The sequence below is a fragment of the Yersinia vastinensis genome (assembly GCF_044905075.1).
GTDB classification, from domain to species: domain Bacteria; phylum Pseudomonadota; class Gammaproteobacteria; order Enterobacterales; family Enterobacteriaceae; genus Yersinia; species Yersinia vastinensis.
In genome coordinates this window covers 2,788,856-2,810,352 of record NZ_CP173260.1, presented here as the reverse complement: position 1 = coordinate 2,810,352, position 21,497 = coordinate 2,788,856, and the positions used below count along the sequence as shown (strand labels likewise).

Genomic DNA, 21,497 nt, shown 5'->3' with positions numbered 1-21,497 from the left:
TCCGTGAGTCATTGTTAAATATCAATAAGTTACCTAAGGGAAATCCATTGATGACTGTCTAAATCAACTGCTCTGGCGCAGTAATGGATGATAGCGGCGGTCAAAATAGGCCAACCCATGTTGATCATCGTTATGAATAACCGCTGCGGCCTGACAAAACAGAATGTCGTGGGTTCCAACCGACATCACTTGCGTAATGTGGCAGTCAAAAGAGGCTACCGCGCCACTGAGTACAGGTGATCCGGTCACAAGGGTGGACCAGCGGGCGGCGGCAAAACGCATTTCCATTGGGGTTTTGCCACCAAACAAATTGGATAGCGACTCATGTTCGGCACATAACGTATTGACACATAAAGTCTGGTTTTGCTGAAACACGGAGTAGACCGAGGCGGAGCGATTCAGACAGACCAATAAGGTAGGGGGGGCGTCGGTAACACTGCATACTGCTGATGCGGTAAATCCAGCACGACCTGCTGGGCCGTCAGTAGTAATAATGTTGACCGCAGAACCGAGCCGCGCCATCGCATCGCGAAAATCTTGTTTATCCACCGCGACACTGCGTAATGCTGACGATGTGGGTAAAAGTTGTGTTTGCATAATCCACCTCATGATTAAAAGTCAGTTCATTAAAAAATAAGCAGATAAATCAAAGTACCTGACAGGCTTCGTCAAAATCTAAACGCGGCGAACGTGCATACAGCTTATTGCTATCGCCATAGCCGATATTCACTAACAAATTGGATTTCCAGCCTTTTTCAGCCAAAAATGTTGTATCGATTAACTCGTTGTTAAAACCGGACATCGGGCCGGTATCAAGCCCCAGCGCCCGGCAGGCAATAATGAAATATGCCGCTTGCAAGCTGCTGTTACGAAATGCAGTTTCTGTCGCCAACTCAGGGCTGGAGGTAAACCACGAGCGGGCATCGCCATGTGGAAACAGCTTGGGTAAGGCATCATAAAAAACCGGGTCATAGGCAATGATGGCGGTAACCGGGGCTTGGAATGTCTTGTCTCTATTTCCACTGGATAAAGCGGGTATGAGACGCTCTTTGGCGTGCGGGGAGCGAATAAACACAAAACGCGCGGGGCAACAGTTGGCAGAGGTCGGCCCCATGCGTGCCAATTGGTATGCTTGTTTAAGGAGTGCGTCATCGACAGGTTTATCCTGCCAACCATGGTGCGTCCGGGCGTCGGTAAATAAGGTTGCCAGCGCATCTGGGGTTAATACTTGTGCCATATCAGCTCCATTAAATGTTTCTGAGAGAAATGTACTAGATTGATTTATCGAAAATTTGTGGCCGAATCGCCAGTATCCATCAGCAAATAATTGAGTAAAATGTCATTAAACTGTTCGCTATTGGTCACACTCATGGCATGACCGCCATAACTCATTTGTGCCCACTCGCCATAGGGCAAAAGTTCGGCCAACGCCTGGGAGCAGGAGTAAGGCACGAGCAGATCATCGGTGGCGCACAGCAACAGCGTCGGGGTGTTAATTTGTGCCAATACTGGGCGGAAATCGCCATTCATCAAGGCATTCAGCCGGCGTAATAAATTTTCCATTCCTTGGAAGTGGGTGATTTGATGGGCTTCTTCCTGTTCAAGCCGCAAGGTATTCCGTGAGAGCCAATCTGCCGGGTAGAGAAATAGCGGCTGGGCGCGTACATAAGCGGCGACGCCGCTGTTGAGCAATAAATCCTGACGAACGTGGAAGCACCGGCGTGTCTGACTATCGAGCACCGGCCAACTATTGACCGCTACCAGCCTGTCTAGGCACTGTGGGTGAGTCAGTGCCAGTTGCAAACCTATCATTCCCCCCAATGCGTGGCCGACAAAGCAGTAGCGCTCAATATGCTGGCGCTGTAATAGGTCCGCCAATTCACTTGCCATGTCTGCTAACGTGTAGCCGGAGGGGATCACGCCGGGGCTTCGCCCAGTACCATATTGGTCGTAAATCACCACCCGGAAATGCTTACCTAATGCAGTGAGTTGGGGTTGCCAAAAGCTGCCGCTCCCACCTAAGCCGGCAGATAACACCACTGTTTTCGCGGATGGCGAATTCTGACCACTTATCTCGAAATACATTGTCACGCCTCCGGCATTGAGTGCTGCGGCTATCGGGAAAGATGCGCGACTGAGGCTATCTCAATCAGTGCATCAGGTTTAACCAGACCGCACTGAATACAGAAGCGGGCGGGCTTATCGCCGGGAAAGTATTCGGCGTAAACTTGATTAATGGCGGCGTAATGCTGCCAGTCGGTTAGAAAAATAGAGTTAAAGGTGACGTCATCTAGTGTGCCGCCTGCCGTTTCAATCACACTTTTTATTGTCTCCAGTACATGGCGGGTTTGTTCTGCGGCATCGCCTGCATGCACGACATTATTTTGCTTATCAAACGCTAGCGTGCCGGAGACATACACCACTCCGTCAGCCAAAGTGCCGGGAGAAAAAGGGGCGAGAGGCGTACCACTGCCCGGCGGAGTAATCAGGGTTTTAGGCATAACAATCTCCAATGCAAAGCTGTAGGGGGCGTAAGGCCAATTTCAAACGCATTCATTATGCCGACTGGCTAAGGTGCGCCGAGGGCGCAATACAGGAGCAAAAAGTCTCGACGTCAGAGACCCAGCCAAAGAAGGTTTCGATATTGTATAAGGCGGCTTTTTGGGCAAAATCAGGCCCGGCCTGATGAGTGGCGTCTTCCAGCACCACGCCAAAGTATTCAAAGAAGAAACCATCACGCAGGGTTGATTCCACGCAAACATTGGTGGCAATACCGGTAAAAATTAAGTGATGAATACCTTTAGCTCGCAGAATACTGTCGAGTTGAGTATTGAAAAATCCGCTATAGCGCGGTTTAGCGATGACGATATCGCCGGCCTGTGGTTGCAGTTCATCCACGAGTTCATAATCCCAATCTCCTTTTGCCAGTAGCTTCCCCATCAGTTCGGGTTGTTTGCGCATGGTCTTTAGAGCATTGGATTTGTGCCAATTGGGTGAACCTTCTCCACCGGCTTCAACATATTGCGGATCCCAGCCATTTTGGAAAAAAATCACCTGAATACCTGCCACTCGTGCTGCGGTGATGGCGCGCTTGATATTGGCAATCACCGGAGCGGTGGCTGACACATCAAACCCCGCTAAGTCGAGGTAACCCCCCGGAGAGGCATAGGCATTTTGCATATCAACCACAATCAACGCACTGGCTGAGGCTGGGAAGGCGATAGGTTCCGGGCGCGCATTCAGAATAACTTCATCGCTGCTGATCCCCGGATTACGGCGTACCGGGTGTTTTGGCTCATTGGGTTGCAGGTTTTTGACGATTTTCATCATGCCACCTCCCTGGCGGCAATTTGCGCGGTGTTGTTGATATCAGAACGGCTGCGCATCAAGGGTTGGATACGTTGACCGAAGTTCTCAATGCCTAACAGGAAGTCATCAAAGGTCAGCAGAATACCGTCAGTGCCGGGAACAGTGGCAATCTCGTCCATCATCTTCGCCACATTAGCGTAAGAGCCAACTAAAGTGCCCATATTGATATTCACGGCAGACGTCGGGTCAGCCATTTGGCGCACATTGGTATCCGTGCCAGATTGAGTATCTTTGCCACTTTGCTCAGTCAACCAGGCCAGTGCTTCGCTATCGGCTCCGGCTTTATAACTTTCCCACTTAGCTCGAGCTAATTCGTCGGTTTCATCGGCGATTATCATAAACAGCACGTAGCTGCTGACATCTCGTCCGGCCTGTTCAGCGGCAGTTTGTAGCCGGGCAGCGGTAGGGGCAAAGGCTGTGGGGGTATTCACTCCCTTACCGAAACAGAAGTTGTAATCGGCATATTTAGCCGAAAAGGCCATGCCAGCATCACTTTGTGCAGCACAGATTAATTTGATGGGCGTTTGTGGTTGTGGGCTAACACGGCAGTCATTCATTTGGAAGAATTCGCCTTTAAAATCAGATTGCCCAGCCCCCCAAAGATCCTGCAATACTTCAACATATTCAGAAAGATAGTCATAGCGACGGCTGAAATAATCGTCCCCTGGCCACAACCCCATTTGCTCATATTCTGGTTTTTGCCACCCGGTCACCACATTCAATCCAAAGCGGCCATTGGAAATGGAATCAATGGTTGATGCCATTCGAGCAACAATGGCTGGGGGCAAGGTTAAGGTCGCGGCGGTGGCATAAATTTTAATTCGAGAGGTGACGGCGGCTAATCCAGCCATCAGGGTGAAAGACTCCAGATTGTGATCCCAGAACTCGGTTTTACCGCCAAATCCGCGTAGCTTTATCATCGATAAGGCAAAATCAAACTGATAATGTTCGGCTTTTTGCACGATCGCTTTATTCAACTCAAAGCTCGGCATGTATTGCGGTGCATTGCTAGAGATTAACCAACCGTTGTTGCCGATAGGGATAAATACGCCAATTTTCATTTGAGTACCTCTGCATGGTGAGTTGGACTATCTGTATGCCTGCGTCAGTACCTAAGCAAACGCAATGCCAGTTTTTATAATGTCAACTCAATCAATGAGTTGATAATTTATGGTGAATAAAATGTTGAGCAAATGGTCAAAAATGGACTGTTTGGTAAAATATTTGTGCACAAAAAACAGGCGTGACTGCCCAGTGGCGGTGCAGGGCGTTACGCTAAAGAGGTATTTTTGGCAGAGGAAAGCGTGCTATAGGTAGGGTTGAAAGCCTTTGCTATTATCTGTCTCATTAATGCTTATAAAGGGATTATCAGTGAAATCAGCCAATAACAAGCTATCAGCCCCAGTAGGTTCAGAGTCGGTAAAGCCTTCTCGGCGCAGCAAAGCAGGGGCAGCGAAACGGCAGGGTATCATGGTCGCGGCTCTGGATTTGTTTTCACGCTATGGTATTCATGGAACCAGCCTTGATCAGGTTGCCGAGCGGGCTGATATCTCGAAAACCAACTTGCTATATTACTTCCCGTCGAAAGAAGCCCTTTATATCGCAGTGCTGAAAGATATTTTGGCTATCTGGTTGGCTCCATTAAAAGCATTGCAGGTAGATCAACAGCCCATTGAGGCCATTAGCCACTATATTGAGCTAAAATTGGCAGTATCTCGCGACCACCCACAAGCATCGCGCCTGTTTTGCCTTGAGATGATTCAGGGGGCGCCGTTGCTAAAGCAAGAGCTGGTAGGGGACTTGAAAACCCTGTTTGACGAGAAAATATTGATTATTCGCAGTTGGATGGATAACCAGCAGATAGCCAAGGTTGACCCGCAGCATTTCATTTTTATGTTATGGGCTACAACACAACATTACGCCGATTTTAGTGTGCAGATTGAAGCTATTACGGGGAAAAATCTGCGTGATAAATTATTCTTTCAACAGACAGTTGCCAGTGTGCAGCAATTGGTGATTGATGGAATTATCTGGCGCGAGGGGGCTAATTCTTAGAGCCGGCGTCAGAAAGTACTGACGCCGGGCAAAGGACTAATGACTACAATTTGGTGATATTACTGTCGTACAGCCGTGCTCTGCGTTTTTTCAAGATGACATAACCGATGGTCAAAATAACAAACCACAGTGGCGTCACCATTAGCGCCTGACGAGTATCACTTTCCAGCGTTAATAACACCAACACGAAGGCAAAGAACGCCATACACACCCAAGACATGACAATACCCGCAGGCATTTTGTAGATGGATTTTTTATGCAGTGCTGGGCGTCTTTTGCGGTACACCAAATAAGAGCAAAGAATGATAGTCCAGACGAACATAAATAGAATGGCGGAAACCGTAGTGACCAGTGTAAAGACGGTCATAACGTTCGGGATCAGATAAATCAGCACCACGCCACCGAGCAGACAAATACAAGAGAATGTCAGGCCGGAAGCGGGAACAGAGCGACGTGATAATTTACCAAATTGTTTTGGTGCATCCCCTTCTTTTGCCAAACCGAACAACATACGGCTGGTGGAAAACACACCGCTGTTAGCGGAAGAAGCCGCGGAGGTCAGAACGACAAAGTTGATCACACTAGCCGCGGCGGGCAGCCCGACCAGAACGAATAACTCAACAAATGGACTTTTATCTGCAACCACTGAACTCCATGGCGTCACTGACATAATCATAATCAATGAGAAAACATAGAACATGATTATGCGGATAGGAATGGAGTTAATTGCGCGTGGTAATACAACTTCAGGGTCTTTGGTTTCAGCCGCAGTGGTTCCGACTAATTCAATCCCCACAAAGGCGAAGACAGCAATCTGGAAGCCAGCAAAGAAGCCACTAATACCTTTCGGGAACATTCCGCCATCATTCCATAAATGAGTAAATGATGCAGTAGTCCCCGATGGAGACTGATAACTCATTAATACCATGGTCAGGCCGGCAAATATTAACGCCACGATAGCCACAATTTTAATCATGGCAAACCAGAACTCCATCTCACCGAACATTTTTACTGTTGCTAGGTTGAGAGACAGTAGCAGTAAAACCACTAATAATGAGGCGACCCACTGGGAGAAGTCGGGGAACCAAAATTGTGCATACGCGGTAATGGCAACAACATCAGCGATCCCGGTGATGACCCAACAAAACCAGTACGTCCAGCCAGTGAAAAAGCCAGCCCAAGGGCCTAACAAATCTGCGGCAAAATCACTGAATGACTTATATTTCAAATTTGAGAGCAGCAACTCACCCATTGCCCGCATCACGAAAAACAACATAAAGCCGATTATCATATAAACGAAGATAATTGACGGCCCAGCAAGGCTGATGGTTTTGCCCGATCCCATAAACAACCCGGTACCTATGGCCCCGCCAATGGCAATCAACTGAATATGGCGGTTGGAGAGACTTCGTTGAAGATGCTCTTCGGGTTCTGGCAACGGTTCTGCCACTATCTTGGATTGGTCTACCATCTTTCCCATTCCCTCTTCCTGTATTTGTGAAATTGTTGAGCTCTATGTTGGCTCTTTGGTCTTAACCTGTCCGTCTGTCTGTCTGTCTGTCTGTCTGTCTGTCTGTCTGTTAGATTTTCTGTATGTTTTAAGTACAATTTGCGAATTATTTAATATCTCCGCAACAATAATTACACAATGCGCTTCGTTTTCCAGTGTTTATATTTCACACACTGAAATTTGTTAAGTTCATCACAGCACGTGGAATTACAACATGAAGTTACATAACTAACAATAATCGTAAGTGCCAGAGGCATAATTAATCTGTAGTGGCGAATATAGTGCAGTATAAAGAGAAAAATCTGACGAAACGTTTGACAGCCAAGGTCAACAGGAGAATAATTATCGCCGTTGGGTCGTTAGCTCAGTTGGTAGAGCAGTTGACTCTTAATCAATTGGTCGCAGGTTCGAACCCTGCACGACCCACCAACAAATCAATCACTTATAATAAATCGCTAATTCAGAATTTCATTTTTAGCTTATACATCTCGCATAATTATAAAATATTCAGTTCATTTATTTTCCATGTCAAACTTCTTTTTTACCGAAAAAAAATAATATGTGTTTATACTCGCTCAATTTATCATAGGTCTCTATTTTTTGTGAGCGTGAATAAGAGTGCTTAATTGAATTAATTCATATGACTATATTCTTACTTTAAATATGAGTTTGATACAAATTTTAATTATTTCCAATCCTGATTTATTATGATTATAAATAGAGTATTTTAATTCTAGTTTATTTCTTATTGGAGTTAAATGCCTTCCTTGGCGGAATTTATTCCACTTCTAACGTGAGACATTGCATTATTCCACGTCATCCGAAAAAACCACGCATAGCGGCATTTTCTATTGTATAGACACTCACAAGAGCAAGGTAGGCGATGATTGTCATGAGGCACCAAGCAGTCTCTGGTATTCTTCGTTTCATGATGTTGTACTCCCAACACTAAACTCAGCCATTAGGCTGATACATAATATTATGAGTGGTTATTCCAGTTGCTGCCACTGGTAGACATACTTTGTCGATATTCCTTATAAGTGATAGAAAACATCAATCTTAGTATGATGATATTTGTGGAAGATAATACGAATTGAAAAGAGAGCCACGCGGTAGTGTGGCTCTTTCAGTGTTTACTGAAAAACAAAATGAATAACACCTGCAGTGAGTAACAGGAATGCAGTGTATTGTAAGTAGTATCCAGACATTGTTTTCATATTGGCCCCCATTGATGTTATTGCATCGAGTTAAGCAATATTTACGCCAATTTTAACCGATTGAATTACATATAATTATTATTTCTTCTAATAAATGGATGCACTTAATTGGTGAGTTAGCACTGTTTGGGAGCACGTCAGGGATAAGACATCCGGGGAGTTAACCTCCCCAGCGATAGATGTATATTTCAAAATAAGTCGTTAACGAAGAACTGGTTTTATTCAGGTTTTTTGGCACAAAGTAAAAATATCATTGGTCGTTCTTTTTCCTCATCTAATGCAGGACAATCTGCAATTTGCTGCGCTGTTGGTCCCCATTCATTTAAATGAGCAATCATAAATCCTTGTTTAACCAAAAGGTTAATGTAAGTTCCTAACGTGCGATGTTGTTTGATCACCCCTTCAGCTAACCAATTCGTTATTCGCTTGCCTTCAGCCTGATAGTTGTTTATCGGCCATGACTTATGGCCATTATCTGCAATTAGCCAACCAGGTTGCTTAGGCGCGGTATAGATAGGGTGTTCTGCAGTAAACATAAAACTGCCACCGGGTAGCAAGGTGTTATAAATGGAAGCAAATAGGGCCGGGAGTGATTTTATATAGTGCAATGTTAGTGAACTATACACTAAATGATACATCTGGCAGGGTAGATGTATATTCTCTAAATCCTCCTGAAGATAAGTAATGTTTTTATCTTTGGTCATTTCCATAGCACGGTTTAACATTCTCTCTGAAATATCTAATCCTAAAATATCAGTCGCACCTTGTGAGTGGGCATAACGACAAAACCACCCATATCCACAACCAAGATCGAGTACTTTGCGGCCGAACAAAGGCGGCAAAACTTGACGAATTGCGGGCCATTCCGGTGCTCCGGCTAATCCATCAATTGAACGGCTAAGTTTGGCATATCCTGCAAAAAAATCCTGATCATCATAAATATTCTGAGTCATTTATCTTTTCCTTATAAAGATGCTTCTTATTGCTCAATAAAAAGCAGCGCCAGTTTATCATTAATGAGATGTTATTGAATAATCAAGCGAGATATCTGGGGGTTATTTCCTTCGTCACCACTTAATAGCAAGCTGATCGTTAAAACTATTTAATGTGGGGAAAAGATAGAATTAATATGACCTCAATTGTACTCTTCATCGAGGAATAGACTAAACTTTGTACAGTCCGAGTTGACAGATTATTGTTAACTGCTCTGGCAGATAGTTATTCGTTCGGCATTCCCAAAGACGGATAAAGTCCGCGTATATTACTCGCGTATCGAGTTATATGCCTAATGATGAACTTTATCCCTGACTATATGCTTCTCTTGAAGGAGATAGCGATGACTCCCGTACAAATACTGATTATTCTGGTGCTAACACTTTTTGCATTATACCGTCAGTCGGTCAGTCACGAGGTATCGTTAGGCCCCGTTCGATTTAAATGGGCCTGGGTTTACGGGATGGTCGGTCTGGTAGTTGGTGGTACATATATGCCAACTACAATGACTTCCTGGGTCGTTTTAGGTAGCGGTATTTTATTTAGTATCGTCATCGGTGTTTTACAAGGCCGCCTTATTGAGATTTGGCGTGAATCTGATGGACGTATTTTTTGTAAAGGAACACCTCTGACAATCACTCTATTCCTGCTGCTCGTTGGGTCTAAATGGGTTATTGGCACGCTACAATATCTTTATAACCAGCCAACTGAGCAGGGTGGGTTTGGTGAGATCCTGATTATGATTGCGGTAATGGCAGCATTTCAGGTTGAAATCGTCAGGCGGCGTATCCGAGTTTTATATCCTGATAATCCGATTGACTCGTTACCCGAAGGACGATAACAAAGTATCTTATCGGCTAGCCGTTTAGGATCGACTGCTAGCTGATATAAATACTTTTGAGCGACTTAGAATCAATCAACAATAAAGAGTTTAGCTCCAGCAATGGTTGACGAACGGTGTGCCTCCGCATGATCAGCAACTTGATAACTCATCCCAGCTTTTAATATGAAAATTCTGCCATCATCTAATTCAGTGCTTAACTCACCTTCTAGGCACAATAAGATATGCCCTTTGGAACACCAATGGTCGGCTATGTATCCCTCACTGTATTCAACCATGCGAACACGAACACTACCAAAGTGCTTTGTCCGCCAATATGCCATCCCTTGATCCCCTTTATGTTCAGTTCTATCAACTGAAGACCAATCAGTGATACCGAATGGGATATCCACTATATTCATCAAGAAAACTCCTAGTTAATACTGACTGACAAGTTATAAGTTAACGCATATTAATAAAAATACACAGTCGATTACCCTTATTACCAGCCTAACTTTAATAAATTGGGCCATACTATGAAGTGTGCGATAAATTGGAGTTATCAAGCTTATGAAAAACATTACAATTTTTCAGTTTTTCCATTGGTACTATCCCGATGGTGGAAAATTATGGCAGGAGGTAGCAGAGCGAGCAGAACATATTCGTGATCTTGGTATTAATGTTGTTTGGCTTCCTCCTGCTTACAAAGGTGCTTCTGGAGGATACTCTGTTGGCTATGATACCTATGACCTGTTTGATTTGGGGGAGTTTGATCAAAAGGGAACGCGAGCAACGAAATATGGAGATAAAGAGGGGTTGCTATATGCGATTAGCCAATTAAAAGAAATGGATATTAAGGTGCTTTTTGATGTTGTATTTAATCATAAAATGGGTGCTGATGAAAAAGAGCAAGTCAGCGTTTGCAAAGTCAATCCTGAAAACCGAACTGAAATTGATGACGAAGCAATAGATGCTCAAGCTTATACACGTTTTACTTTTCCTGGCCGGCAAGAAACTTATTCATCGTTCATCTGGGATAAGCAATGTTTTACTGGGGTTGATTATATTGAAGAGCCAACAGATGACGGTATTTTTAAGATTTTAAATGACTACAGCGCTGAGGGATGGAACAGCGAAGTGGACGATGAGCTAGGTAATTTTGATTACCTAATGGGGGCCGATATTGATTTTCGAAACCCTGCTGTAATGGGGGAGCTAAAATACTGGGGAGAATGGATACTTGATACTCTGCCAATCGATGGTTTTCGACTGGATGCGGTCAAACATATCCCCGCATGGTTCTTTAAGGAGTGGATCGGGCATGTACAAAATAAAGTAGATAATGATTTACTGATTATTGCTGAATATTGGTCACCTGATATTGAAAAATTACAACAGTATCTGCAGCGAATAGACGGTTCCGCAATGCTATTTGATGTTGCTCTGCATCACAAATTTCATGCAGCATCAAAACAAGGTGAAGATTTTGACCTGACTCAAGTATTCAATGGTTCATTAGTTGAAGTTGATCCGTTTCATACAATAACTTTAGTTGCCAACCATGATACTCAACCGCTCCAATCTTTGGAGGCCCCTGTTGAACCTTGGTTTAAGCCTTTAGCTTATGCATTGATTTTAATTCGTGAACAGGGAATCCCATGTATCTTTTATCCTGACTTGTTTGGCGCTAATTATGAAGACACTGGTGATGATGGAGAGACTTATCAGATAGACATGCCAGTTATTACTGAACTAGAGAAATTAATTCAAGCTCGGCAACGTTTCGCCCATGGCGCACAGACCGACTATTTTGATGATAAAAACTGCATCGCTTTTGTTCGTGCAGGTACGCAAGAAGATCCAGGTTGTGTAGTTATTCTCTCAAATGGGGCTGAAAATGAAAAAGCTATTGTGGTTAGTGAAAATTTGGGCAATAAAGAATTTGTTGACTATTTAGGCAATCATCAAGCAATTATAACGACTGATGATATCGGCGAGGCCGTATTCCCTGTGAATGGAGGAAGTGTCAGCCTCTGGGTACTGAGAGAGTTACTGTGATAAATAAAACTCACCAGATTGATGTAAATAAGAGAAAAGGTCATCTGAAATAAGAGCTAAGTTTTTATAATGACTCAAACTTAGCCCTTAAACGTTATTTTCCTAACTTACTGATGGTTCATTAATATGAAAGAAGCGGATCACCTGACGCAACTCAGCACCTTGCTCAGTCAGTGATTGTGCTGCAGCTGCGGCTTGTTCAACCAGTGCTGCATTTTGTTGAGTAACCTGGTCCATTTGTTCGATGGCAATACCTATCTCTTGAATGCCAATATGCTGCTCTTGTGACGCAGTCGATATTTCACCAACAATATGAGCAACTTTACCCACTGAATCAACGATCTGTCCCATAGCATGGCTGGCATGGTCTGCACGTTCTGAACCCGCGGTGATTTTTTCAACCGTACCAACAATTAAATGCTTAATTTCTTTTGCTGCGTTAGCGCTTTTTTGAGCGAGCGTTCGGACTTCACTGGCCACAACAGCAAATCCTTTTCCTTCATTACCTGCTCTGGCGGCTTCAACAGCTGCATTGAGTGCCAATATATTTGTTTGGAATGCGATACCTTCAATGACAGCAATGATATCCACAATTTTCTTCGAGCTATTGGATATTTCTTGCATGCGAAGGAGCATTTCATCAACAATCATTCCACCTTCAGTTGCCGTAGCTGCGGTATTAATGGCGAGTTCACTTGCCTGTCGAGCATTATCAGCATTTTGCCGTACTGTTTGAGTCAACTCTTGCATATTGGCTGATGTTTGAATTAGCGAGGAAGCCTGTTCTTCTGTACGTTGTGATAAATCAGTATTCCCTTGAGCAATTTGGTGCGATGCAACCGAAATCGACTCACTACCATGCATGATTTCATTAATTGTTCTTTTTAACTGTTGATTCATCGTATTCAGAGAAGCCAGTAAACTATGAGAATCTCCTGGGCGAAGTTTTATTTCAGTTGATAAATTTCCCGCAGCAATATGACCCATAATAGCCACGGCATAGGCAGGCTCACCCCCTAATAAACGAGATAGATTTCGAGCAATCACAATGGCAAGCAGGGTTGAAATGAGAACGGCGAAGATTAATAGGGCAAGGAGTACGGTTTTAGCAGTATTGAAGCTTTGTCTCCCTTCGGCTGCTGCTTGCTCCCCTCCTTGTACTTCCAGTACAACTAATTCAGCCAAGTCTTTCATTAATTGCGTGCGGTATTTTCTAGAGGTATCTCCGCTGACCTGAGTTGCCTCAAAGAGTTGATTATTATTAACTGCATCAATAACGATATTATTTGCCTGCGCAAAATGGTCAAAATCTGACATTATCCTTTTAAATAATGCTGAGTCATTATAACCTTCTGGTAATTTCAAGAATAAATCTTGTGCTGCTCGAAAATCATCTACAGCCTGTAAAATCTCTCGGCGATGACCTTCACGTTCATTTTCTGTTGATGAAGCTATGTACTGTACCTGCTGTAGCCGCAGTTCGGCCAAAACCCCTCGCATTTCCAGCGCATAGCGAACACCGGGTAGCCAACTATCACGGTAGGCCTCTAGCCGAGAGTTGTTACTGCTTAACTGTGATAGCGCTACCGCGCCCAGCAATAGCATCATTATAATAACGACAGAAAATCCAGAAAGTAACTTTGTCAAAATAGATAGTTCGGAGAACTTTTTCATGGCCACTATGTTTCTTAAATTTAGGTGCAATGTATAACGGCAAATGAAATGAATTCTTGATGTAATAAAACTACTTAATTTGGTTTTTTGAGTATTTTATTTTATATCTAAATATTTATATTAATGTTACGCAAAGGAGATGATAATTATTTGTTATGTTAATTTCAGATTATTAATCTGGCAGTTTTCTCTATCTCGATATTGTGTTTTTGGTTGTTAACCAACGGATAAATTAATGACTCAATATAATTAACGAATAAATGCTCTGATGCTAAACTTAATGATGTCTTTATACAGCTATTTTTATCTTTCTAGCTTTTTTAGTACGCTCTCGCTAACCTGGCTTAATTGCTTTTATGGAGTATGTTAAGCTTCAGTTTTCTAAACTTTAGGTGTTCAATCATGGTTTTTGTCATTTTTTGGTTTGCTATTGCAGGGCTTAGTGAGTATTTGGTGTGGGGGTATCCACTGCTCGCGGTGTCGTTAGCTCTACTTTTTGTGGTGCTCGGCGGTTACTGGATTTACCGAATCAGGAAAATTCAGGTAAGTGATGAGCCTTCTGATGAGGTCAGATCAAAATCAATAAGTAATCTGAATCTGACTTTTTCAGTGATAATGCTGGCAATTCATGCTGTTATTTTATTGTTGCTGCGCTGAATGAGGGCGTTATGCGAATCGCTATTAGCAATTAACTGTGCCATTGACCCCACGCTGAGATAAGCGCCCAAGCCGCGACTACCCAGCATAAAACCGCAGCAGTTAGTGCTATGGGTAAGCGCAAATGCTCAATAAAAAAATAAAGTGATATCAGATAGATAAAGTAAGGAATGATAGCCCATAAACCGAAGATGATCGTTATCCGCAATGCCTGGATATTGCGCTCGCTACCAACAATATAATGTGCGATAAGCGCGAACGTTGGAAACAACGGAATGAGACCGGCTATATAGTAATTACGTGTTTTTGATAATATCCCAATCAACACCACAACCCCGGCACCGATCAATGCTTTAAGTATCAGGCTCATTAACGCCTCAAATATTCAAAAAATAAGCTGCCAACAGAATATATTTCAATGAAAAAAAAGAAATTTATATGTCAGCAGCATGATTTTATGGGGATGTTACACGTAGTATCTCGAACGCTATTGACGATAGCCGTTCTTAATTTGAGCCAGTGTATTGGTGAAGACTTCAGCCTGAGCGGGGTCTTCAATACCTGAAATTGAGCGTTCGATATTTAGGATTACCTTTCCTGCATCGGCTTGGCCAATTGCTTTTAGCAACAGAGTAATCGTTGCTTTCAAGCACGCAACTTCATTTGCTAAAGTTTCTGGATCAGTAGAAGTGGTAAAGTCTGGATTGCTCATTTTTTTTCCTGAAGTAGTCGCTAACCTGCAACAAAACGATAGGGGTAGGCCTTGTATCGTAGCGAACATTAGCGGCATTATTAAACAATTATCGTATTATATCATAAACTGATGATTAACTTTGATAACCTGTGCGCAATCTTAAATGGTGGGCCTACTCTTGTCTTGCCGATGGATGCGTTGAAAAGTTATGCTTGACTAAAGTTCCATCCATTGAACTTTACTTAATTAAGTTAATTTTATTCATAAAAAACGTATCTATTCTATCTATCGAGTATAATTTGTGTCAAAAGTTACTCATTTTCATGATGAATAAGTCATATGTAATAAATAAAAACTAAGAATAATTCTTAGTTTTTGAAATAGTGCAGAATTATCTGATTGTTAGTTATATCAGTATGTTGTGTTTTTTGCGGGAAATTAACTTTCTGAGTTGGATAAGTTATTTTTGTATGAATGCGCGAATGATGCCGGGAAAACTCTTAAAAAACTTTTCTTTTTTATCATGACATTAATTGATATGCCTGCGATTTTATGTACATAGTCGAGATGATGATAAAAATAATATCTGTCAAACAATATAGATATGAATTTGCAATTATTCTGTATTCATTCTTGGCTCGAAAACAAGTAATATCATTGGCGTAAACAAAGCGTGATTAGGTTACTCCCTTATTTTTGGAGAATTTTCTTTGATTAGCGTTCTTCTTGTTGATGACCACGAACTGGTGCGCGCAGGGATACGACGCATTCTTGAAGACATCAAGGGTATCAAGGTAGCAGATGAGATGCAGTGTGGTGAAGATGCGGTAAAATGGTGCCGTAATCATATTGTTGATATCGTTTTGATGGATATGAATATGCCCGGTATTGGTGGTTTGGAGGCAACCCGTAAGATTTTGCGTTTTTCTCCAGACACCAAGGTCATCATGCTAACTATCCATACTGAGAACCCGTTACCTGCGAAAGTTATGCAGGCCGGAGCCAGTGGCTATTTGAGCAAAGGTGCTGCGCCTCAAGATGTTATTACCGCTATCCGCGCAGTGCATTCTGGGCAACGATACATTGCTTCTGATATCGCACAGCAGATGGCATTGGGGCAGTTGGAGCCACCGACAGAAACACCATTTAGCTGTTTGTCAGAGCGTGAGTTACAAATTATGATAATGATCACGAAAGGTCAGAAGGTGAACGAGATATCGGAACAACTTCATCTGAGTCCAAAAACTGTGAACAGCTATCGTTACCGGATGTTTAGTAAGCTTAATATTAGTGGTGACGTTGAATTGACCCATTTGGCTATACGCCATGGGCTATTTAATGCGGAGACGTTATCTAATAGTGACTGATTGTTTTGATTCTAAAGAGTTTTTAAAAACTGTCACCAGCCAACCTGGTGTTTACCGTATGTATGATAAGGCGGGGACGGTTATTTATGTCGGTAAGGCAAAAGATCTTAAAAAGCGCCTAACAAGTTATTTCCGTGCTCAGGTGGCGAGCCGCAAAACGGAGACTTTGGTCAAGAATATTGCTCAGATTGACGTGACCGTCACTCATACCGAGACGGAAGCGCTTTTGCTTGAGCATAACTATATTAAACTTTACCAACCTCGTTACAACGTGTTGTTACGTGATGATAAATCGTATCCATTGATTTTCTTAAGCGCGGACAAACATCCGCGCCTTGCCATTCATCGTGGGGCAAAGCATGAGAAAGGCGAGTATTTCGGGCCGTTTCCTAATTCCTATGCTGTTCGTGAAACTTTGGCACTATTGCAAAAACTCTTTCCTGTAAGACAATGCGAAAATAGCGTCTATCGCAATCGCTCACGACCTTGTTTGCAATATCAAATTGGCCGTTGTTCCGGACCCTGTGTGGTAGGACTAGTCAGTGATGAAGAATATCAGCGTCAGGTAGATTATGTTCGCTTATTCCTATCGGGCAAAGATCAACAGGTTTTGACGCAACTCATTTCTCGCATGGAGGAAGCCAGCCAATCGCTCCATTTTGAGGATGCTGCGCGTATTCGTGATCAAATACAGGCGGTACGGCGAGTCACTGAACAGCAGTTTGTTTCTGGCGACAGTGAGGACCTCGATGTCATTGGTGTGGCATTTGATGCAGGACTAGCCTGCGTGCATGTGTTATTCATCCGACAAGGTAAGGTACTGGGGAGCCGAAGTTATTTCCCTAAAGTGCCTGCAGGCACTGAATTGAGTGAGGTTGTCCAAACGTTTGTTGGGCAATTTTACTTGCAAGGCAGCCAAGGACGCACACTACCAGGTGAGATTTTGCTAGATTTTAACTTGGTAGAAAAAGATCTGCTGGCTGCCTCACTTTCTGAACTAGCAGGGAGAAAAATCCAGATTCAAAGCCGCCCTCGAGGTGATCGCGCTCGTTATCTAAAACTTGCTCGCACTAATGCTTCAACGGCATTAGTGACACGTCTGTCTCAGCAATCAACCATCCATCAACGAATGAAAGAATTAGCGAAAATTCTTAATTTGGATGAGATAAATCGGATGGAATGTTTTGATATCAGTCATACGATGGGAGAACAGACTGTAGCATCTTGTGTTGTATTTGATGCAAATGGGCCTGTACGTTCTGAATATAGACGCTACAATATTAGTGGCATCACCCCCGGTGATGATTATGCTGCGATGTCTCAAGTGCTTAAACGTCGTTATGGCAAAGCACTAGATGATAAAAAAATTCCCGACGTTATTTTTATAGATGGCGGAAAAGGGCAGCTATCGCAGGCTTTTGACGTTTTTGCCTCATTGAATGTACCGTGGGATAAGCACAAACCGCTATTAGTCGGTGTCGCTAAAGGAAGTGATCGAAAAGCGGGGTTGGAGACATTGTTTCTGGCGGCAGAGGGTGAGGGGTTCTCATTGCCACCCGATTCTCCAGCTTTGCATTTGATTCAACATATTCGTGATGATTCTCATAATCATGCGATAACCGGGCATCGGCAGCGCCGTTCAAAAGTAAAAAACACTAGTGCATTAGAAATGATAGAGGGAGTAGGCCCTAAACGAAGGCAAATACTGCTGAAGTATATGGGGGGACTTCAACCTTTACTTAACGCAAGCGTCGAGGAAATTGCAAAAGTGCCGAGTATTTCACAAGCATTGGCAGAAAAAATCTACAATGCATTGAAACACTGAAGCTAATGTTGCACCATACTCATAATATCCACACCAGCCAGATAGTTATCGTAGCATTATGCAATTGAATATACCGACTTGGCTTACCCTGTTTCGCGTTGTACTCATCCCATTCTTTGTTCTGGCATTTTATCTGCCATTCGTTTGGGCTCCGATGGTTTGTGCCATCATCTTTGTGTTTGCAGCAGCAACCGATTGGTTTGATGGGTTTTTAGCTCGCCGCTGGAAACAGACAACTCGCTTCGGTGCTTTTCTCGATCCCGTAGCGGATAAAGTTATGGTAGCCATCGCATTAGTGTTGGTTGCTGAACATTACCATGTCTGGTGGATTACACTACCGGCAGCGACTATGATTGCCCGTGAAATCATCATTTCCTCTCTCAGGGAATGGATGGCTGAAATTGGCAAGCGCAGTAGTGTTGCTGTTTCATGGATTGGTAAGGTTAAAACGACGGCCCAAATGGGATCGTTGGTCGGCTTACTTTGGCGGCCAGACCATAATGTAGAGCTGGCTAGTTTTGTTTTACTCTACATTGCTGCAGTACTTACTTTTTGGTCAATGTTCCAATATTTAAACGCTGCCTGGAAAGATTTGCTCGAACCTTGATCGAAGCGCCGCAAAAAGCAGCAAACGAACACATTAGTCAGATAATTTTATTGACTCATTGCGTCAGGTAAGTAGAATGCATCGCATCAGACGGCAGCAACGAAATGTCGAAAGATAGCAAAAGAATCAGTAAGTTCTGATGTTGCGGGAATAGCTCAGTTGGTAGAGCACGACCTTGCCAAGGTCGGGGTCGCGAGTTCGAGTCTCGTTTCCCGCTCCAAATTAGTAGGTTGGCGACAAGCGAACCTCAGCAGTAAGGCAAAGAAGAATAAGGCGCGTTGGCAGAGTGGCCATGCTACGGATTGCAAATCCGTCTACCTCGGTTCGACTCCGGGACGCGCCTCCAGTTTTCCAGAGCCCGGGTGGTGAAATCGGTAGACACAAGGGATTTAAAATCCCTCGGCTTATGGCTGTGCGGGTTCAAGTCCCGCCCCGGGCACCATGGAAAATAGTCTAAGTAAAACAAAGTAGTATGAGTATGTCGTTAACCGCCGTGAGGCGGTTTTTTTGTTTCTGAGATTCGGCAAGTGGCAGCAGAGTGACTACAAAATGACTACATTGTGTCTACGGCACTTTTCTCACCTTAAAAGCTTCACCCCGCAGCAAGCACGATAAACCGCCAGTTATCCCCAACAAGATATTAATTACACAGAATTTTGATATAAAAAAACCTGCAATTCGCAGGCTTCTTTAATTACATCCACAACACGCCTTGATTCCCTTTAGGGTGGGGCGGTACAGCATTAATTATTCCCGGTTCCATTATCGTTTCAACGATAGTTTCATGGGTCTTAAAGGTTTTACCGCAATTAATATTGGTGCACTGGTGATAGCGTTCTTTCGTTTCGTCACTAAGGTAACGACTGGATCTCGCGTGTGCTGCAAATTTACAGCGTGGGCAATGCATCATATTTACCTCCGAAACTGCATATTCAGTAATTATGCTGATCTTATCACCAGTGTTCGCATTTGTGAAACAAATATCAATTAGTTGAACGCGGCTACTCTAAGGCCTCATAAGTGACATCCGACAACAACACTTCGAGAGACAATTGGGTGGTGTAGCCGCTGTTGCTCAGGCTGTGTGCTACCTTGCTGATTATCCAGCTCTGTTGGTCTATCACCGATTTAAAGCCGCTAACCGCAACAGGGGTTTCAGGAAATAAATCAGCGCGCCCCATAGCAAGGGTGATACTGAATTCAGCCACACCGCGCTGTAACTTCTCCCATTTAGACTGGGCGGCGCGCATGGCGGCTTTTTGCGTGGCGTAAACCGTGGTAATAGCAAAAACGTTATCCTCAGACCCCACCAGATAATCCCCTTGTTTTTCCTCCACTGGCTTTTTTACTGTCGCTGCTTTGGTGCGAGTAGGTTTGGCTTTGGGGTGTTCCAGCGCGCGGAGTTGTTTAAACTTGGGCTTACGCTGCAACTTAACCTTTTTCGGCTTGGCCGGTTTGGGGTCTTTGGTGTGCAACCAACTGGCGCTCACACCGGTATACGCGCCCCGGTCAGCAATACTAAAACTGTGCTGGTCGCCATCTTGCCGGGTGATAGTCATCTGCGGAATAGGTTTACCAGTGGCAGTAACACCACTGCCCGGCTTGATAAACAACAAGCGCCCAGCTTTGACGGCGGCCACTGCGCCATTGAGCGAGGCTAACCGGGTGATAAACTTGGCGTCTGTTTCTTGGGTCTGGTCGATATGGGAAATAGCAATATCTGCTAGCCCCTCGGCCAGCATGGCTTTCAGGTTATTACGCTCGGCCACCTGCGCCACGACTTTTCCCAGCGTAGTTTCATGATAAGAGACTTCCCGCCGCGTATTGAGCGAACCACGAAAATCAGCACTGCGCGCGCGAATAATCAGCGTATCCGGCGCGCCATGATGCTCGACCTCATCCACGGTGAAATCGCCTTTGCCAATCAAGGCCGACCCTTTCCAGCCCAAGAACACCGACAGCACCGCGCCCCGTTCCGGCATGGCAAGCTGTCCGTCTGCGTCATCCAGTTCCACATCGAGCTGGTCAGCCTCAAAGCCTCGGTTATCGGTCAGACTCAGTGAGAGCAAACGGTCACGGATATTCTGCGTGATATCTTTTTGATTAATATTCAGCATAAAATCCGGGGCCATATCCGCACCCGCCGGTAGTGCCATGCCGGTCATCATGAGAAGAATCCCCCGATAGCCGTCTGCGCCTTGCCGGTCATTTCCGTCGCCTTACCCAGTAACTCGTCAGCTTGTTGCTGCAGGTCGCCGAACATGGCCGTTAACGACTCATCCACCCGCAACAGGTTGAGGGTGAACTCAATACGCCGAGCGCTACCGTCTTCAAAAAACAACGCGCCGGTCTGGCTCAGGCTCTCAATCACAAACATGCCGTAAATCATGCCACTGCCCTCAACCAGCGGCCAAGCCTTGCCTTGGTCAGCCATCGCCTCAAGGGTCAGCAATGACAGTCGGCCCCCTGTCAACTCTGGCAACAACACTCCAGACAGGGTGATTTTTTCACTGTCGACGCCAAGAAATTGCGCGGATGGGCGTAAACCCACGCGGCTGTTAGTCGGCCAACGGTAATCAATGTTACGGGCCATGGTTTGATAGGGCGTGGTCTGGCGCATAAAGACAAATAAACCCAGTGATAACATCATG

The 21,497-nt window shown here is 44.2% G+C and carries 22 protein-coding genes and 4 tRNA genes; 11 read left to right on the top strand and 15 right to left on the bottom strand.

What is annotated here, in order from left to right; genetic code table 11:
* Positions 1 to 63: 63 nt before the first annotated feature.
* Genes rutF through rutA form a run of 6 tightly spaced genes read right to left on the bottom strand, consistent with a single transcriptional unit; the run spans position 64 to position 4,430 of the window.
* Positions 64 to 597 carry an NADH-dependent FMN reductase RutF gene (gene rutF, locus ACIOG0_RS13160; protein WP_050098311.1) on the bottom strand — a complete coding sequence of 178 codons (534 nt, stop codon included), beginning with the start codon at positions 595 to 597 and terminating at the stop codon, positions 64 to 66.
* Between the two features lie 49 nt (positions 598 to 646).
* Positions 647 to 1,237 (bottom strand): malonic semialdehyde reductase, encoded by a 591-nt coding sequence (locus tag ACIOG0_RS13155; protein ID WP_128451020.1) that lies wholly within the window; start codon positions 1,235 to 1,237, stop codon positions 647 to 649.
* Positions 1,238 to 1,281: 44 nt separating this feature from the next.
* Positions 1,282 to 2,085, bottom strand: coding sequence for a pyrimidine utilization protein D (gene rutD, locus ACIOG0_RS13150; protein ID WP_050296408.1), 804 nt, complete (start codon positions 2,083 to 2,085; stop codon positions 1,282 to 1,284).
* 29 nt (positions 2,086 to 2,114) lie between these two features.
* A complete protein-coding gene (gene rutC, locus ACIOG0_RS13145) occupies positions 2,115 to 2,501 on the bottom strand; it encodes a pyrimidine utilization protein C (protein ID WP_050296407.1) in 387 nt (128 codons plus the stop codon).
* A 55-nt stretch (positions 2,502 to 2,556) separates the two neighbouring features.
* Positions 2,557 to 3,330, bottom strand: a complete 774-nt coding sequence (rutB, locus tag ACIOG0_RS13140; protein WP_174846847.1) for a pyrimidine utilization protein B — start codon at positions 3,328 to 3,330, stop codon at positions 2,557 to 2,559.
* Positions 3,327 to 4,430 carry a pyrimidine utilization protein A gene (rutA, locus tag ACIOG0_RS13135; protein WP_128451018.1) on the bottom strand — a complete coding sequence of 368 codons (1,104 nt, stop codon included), beginning with the start codon at positions 4,428 to 4,430 and terminating at the stop codon, positions 3,327 to 3,329. The genes rutB and rutA overlap by 4 nt, the downstream gene beginning before the upstream one ends.
* A 409-nt stretch (positions 4,431 to 4,839) precedes the next feature.
* Between rutA and rutR the strand changes: the two genes are divergently transcribed.
* On the top strand, positions 4,840 to 5,424 hold the full coding sequence (rutR, locus tag ACIOG0_RS13130) for an HTH-type transcriptional regulator RutR (protein WP_404705049.1): 585 nt from the start codon (positions 4,840 to 4,842) through the stop codon (positions 5,422 to 5,424).
* Positions 5,425 to 5,467: 43 nt separating this feature from the next.
* Here rutR and cycA read toward each other — a convergent pair whose 3' ends face one another.
* Positions 5,468 to 6,895, bottom strand: coding sequence for a D-serine/D-alanine/glycine transporter (gene cycA / locus ACIOG0_RS13125; protein ID WP_176393746.1), 1,428 nt, complete (start codon positions 6,893 to 6,895; stop codon positions 5,468 to 5,470).
* Positions 6,896 to 7,287: 392 nt separating this feature from the next.
* On the opposite strand from cycA, the gene ACIOG0_RS13120 reads away from it, so the two are divergent.
* A tRNA-Lys gene (locus tag ACIOG0_RS13120) sits at positions 7,288 to 7,363 on the top strand.
* Positions 7,364 to 8,369: 1,006 nt separating this feature from the next.
* Here ACIOG0_RS13120 and ACIOG0_RS13115 read toward each other — a convergent pair.
* On the bottom strand, positions 8,370 to 9,104 hold the full coding sequence (locus tag ACIOG0_RS13115; RefSeq protein WP_050140822.1) for a bifunctional 2-polyprenyl-6-hydroxyphenol methylase/3-demethylubiquinol 3-O-methyltransferase UbiG: 735 nt from the start codon (positions 9,102 to 9,104) through the stop codon (positions 8,370 to 8,372).
* A 383-nt stretch (positions 9,105 to 9,487) separates the two neighbouring features.
* On the opposite strand from ACIOG0_RS13115, the gene ACIOG0_RS13110 reads away from it, so the two are divergent.
* Positions 9,488 to 9,985, top strand: coding sequence for a hypothetical protein (locus tag ACIOG0_RS13110; protein WP_050098303.1), 498 nt, complete (start codon positions 9,488 to 9,490; stop codon positions 9,983 to 9,985).
* Positions 9,986 to 10,056: 71 nt separating this feature from the next.
* On the opposite strand, the gene ACIOG0_RS13105 is transcribed toward ACIOG0_RS13110, so the two are convergent.
* Positions 10,057 to 10,386 carry a DHCW motif cupin fold protein gene (locus ACIOG0_RS13105; protein WP_050098302.1) on the bottom strand — a complete coding sequence of 110 codons (330 nt, stop codon included), beginning with the start codon at positions 10,384 to 10,386 and terminating at the stop codon, positions 10,057 to 10,059.
* Positions 10,387 to 10,534: 148 nt separating this feature from the next.
* On the opposite strand from ACIOG0_RS13105, the gene amyA reads away from it, so the two are divergent.
* Entirely contained in the window at positions 10,535 to 12,022 is a 1,488-nt protein-coding gene (amyA, locus tag ACIOG0_RS13100) for an alpha-amylase (protein ID WP_050296307.1), read from the top strand.
* Between the two features lie 102 nt (positions 12,023 to 12,124).
* Here the strand turns inward: amyA and ACIOG0_RS13095 are convergent, their stop codons facing one another.
* Positions 12,125 to 13,696 carry a methyl-accepting chemotaxis protein gene (locus tag ACIOG0_RS13095; protein ID WP_050140823.1) on the bottom strand — a complete coding sequence of 524 codons (1,572 nt, stop codon included), beginning with the start codon at positions 13,694 to 13,696 and terminating at the stop codon, positions 12,125 to 12,127.
* A 402-nt stretch (positions 13,697 to 14,098) separates the two neighbouring features.
* Here ACIOG0_RS13095 and ACIOG0_RS13090 point away from each other — a divergent pair, with 402 nt between their 5' ends.
* Entirely contained in the window at positions 14,099 to 14,353 is a 255-nt protein-coding gene (locus ACIOG0_RS13090; RefSeq protein WP_050098299.1) for a hypothetical protein, read from the top strand.
* A gap of 31 nt (positions 14,354 to 14,384) precedes the next feature.
* On the opposite strand, the gene ACIOG0_RS13085 is transcribed toward ACIOG0_RS13090, so the two are convergent.
* Together ACIOG0_RS13085 and ACIOG0_RS13080 are read right to left on the bottom strand one after the other, a co-directional pair.
* Complete coding sequence (locus ACIOG0_RS13085) at positions 14,385 to 14,723, bottom strand: GlpM family protein (RefSeq protein ID WP_050098298.1); 339 nt, start codon at positions 14,721 to 14,723, stop codon at positions 14,385 to 14,387.
* Between the two features lie 117 nt (positions 14,724 to 14,840).
* Entirely contained in the window at positions 14,841 to 15,065 is a 225-nt protein-coding gene (locus tag ACIOG0_RS13080) for a DUF2594 family protein (protein WP_050098297.1), read from the bottom strand.
* Between the two features lie 692 nt (positions 15,066 to 15,757).
* Here ACIOG0_RS13080 and uvrY point away from each other — a divergent pair.
* From uvrY to ACIOG0_RS13050, 6 genes are all read left to right on the top strand, one after another.
* Positions 15,758 to 16,414 carry a UvrY/SirA/GacA family response regulator transcription factor gene (gene uvrY / locus ACIOG0_RS13075; RefSeq protein WP_050098296.1) on the top strand — a complete coding sequence of 219 codons (657 nt, stop codon included), beginning with the start codon at positions 15,758 to 15,760 and terminating at the stop codon, positions 16,412 to 16,414.
* The gene (uvrC, locus tag ACIOG0_RS13070) at positions 16,407 to 18,239 is read left to right on the top strand and encodes an excinuclease ABC subunit UvrC (protein ID WP_050098295.1); all 1,833 of its coding nucleotides are present in this window, start codon (positions 16,407 to 16,409) and stop codon (positions 18,237 to 18,239) included. Before uvrY ends, uvrC begins: the two co-directional genes overlap by 8 nt.
* Positions 18,240 to 18,297: 58 nt before the next feature.
* On the top strand, positions 18,298 to 18,846 hold the full coding sequence (pgsA, locus tag ACIOG0_RS13065) for a CDP-diacylglycerol--glycerol-3-phosphate 3-phosphatidyltransferase (RefSeq protein WP_019080796.1): 549 nt from the start codon (positions 18,298 to 18,300) through the stop codon (positions 18,844 to 18,846).
* 144 nt (positions 18,847 to 18,990) lie between these two features.
* Positions 18,991 to 19,066, top strand: a tRNA-Gly gene (locus ACIOG0_RS13060).
* 52 nt (positions 19,067 to 19,118) lie between these two features.
* Positions 19,119 to 19,192, top strand: a tRNA-Cys gene (locus ACIOG0_RS13055).
* Between the two features lie 10 nt (positions 19,193 to 19,202).
* Positions 19,203 to 19,288, top strand: a tRNA-Leu gene (locus ACIOG0_RS13050).
* Positions 19,289 to 19,540: 252 nt separating this feature from the next.
* Here the strand turns inward: ACIOG0_RS13050 and ACIOG0_RS13045 are convergent.
* From ACIOG0_RS13045 to ACIOG0_RS13035, 3 genes are all read right to left on the bottom strand, one after another.
* Positions 19,541 to 19,756 (bottom strand): DNA-binding transcriptional regulator, encoded by a 216-nt coding sequence (locus ACIOG0_RS13045; protein WP_014609037.1) that lies wholly within the window; start codon positions 19,754 to 19,756, stop codon positions 19,541 to 19,543.
* 91 nt (positions 19,757 to 19,847) lie between these two features.
* A complete protein-coding gene (locus tag ACIOG0_RS13040; RefSeq protein ID WP_404704864.1) occupies positions 19,848 to 21,014 on the bottom strand; it encodes a phage late control D family protein in 1,167 nt (388 codons plus the stop codon).
* On the bottom strand, positions 21,011 to 21,496 hold the full coding sequence (locus ACIOG0_RS13035; protein WP_404704863.1) for a phage tail protein: 486 nt from the start codon (positions 21,494 to 21,496) through the stop codon (positions 21,011 to 21,013). The genes ACIOG0_RS13040 and ACIOG0_RS13035 overlap by 4 nt, the downstream gene beginning before the upstream one ends.
* Position 21,497 lies beyond the last annotated feature (1 nt).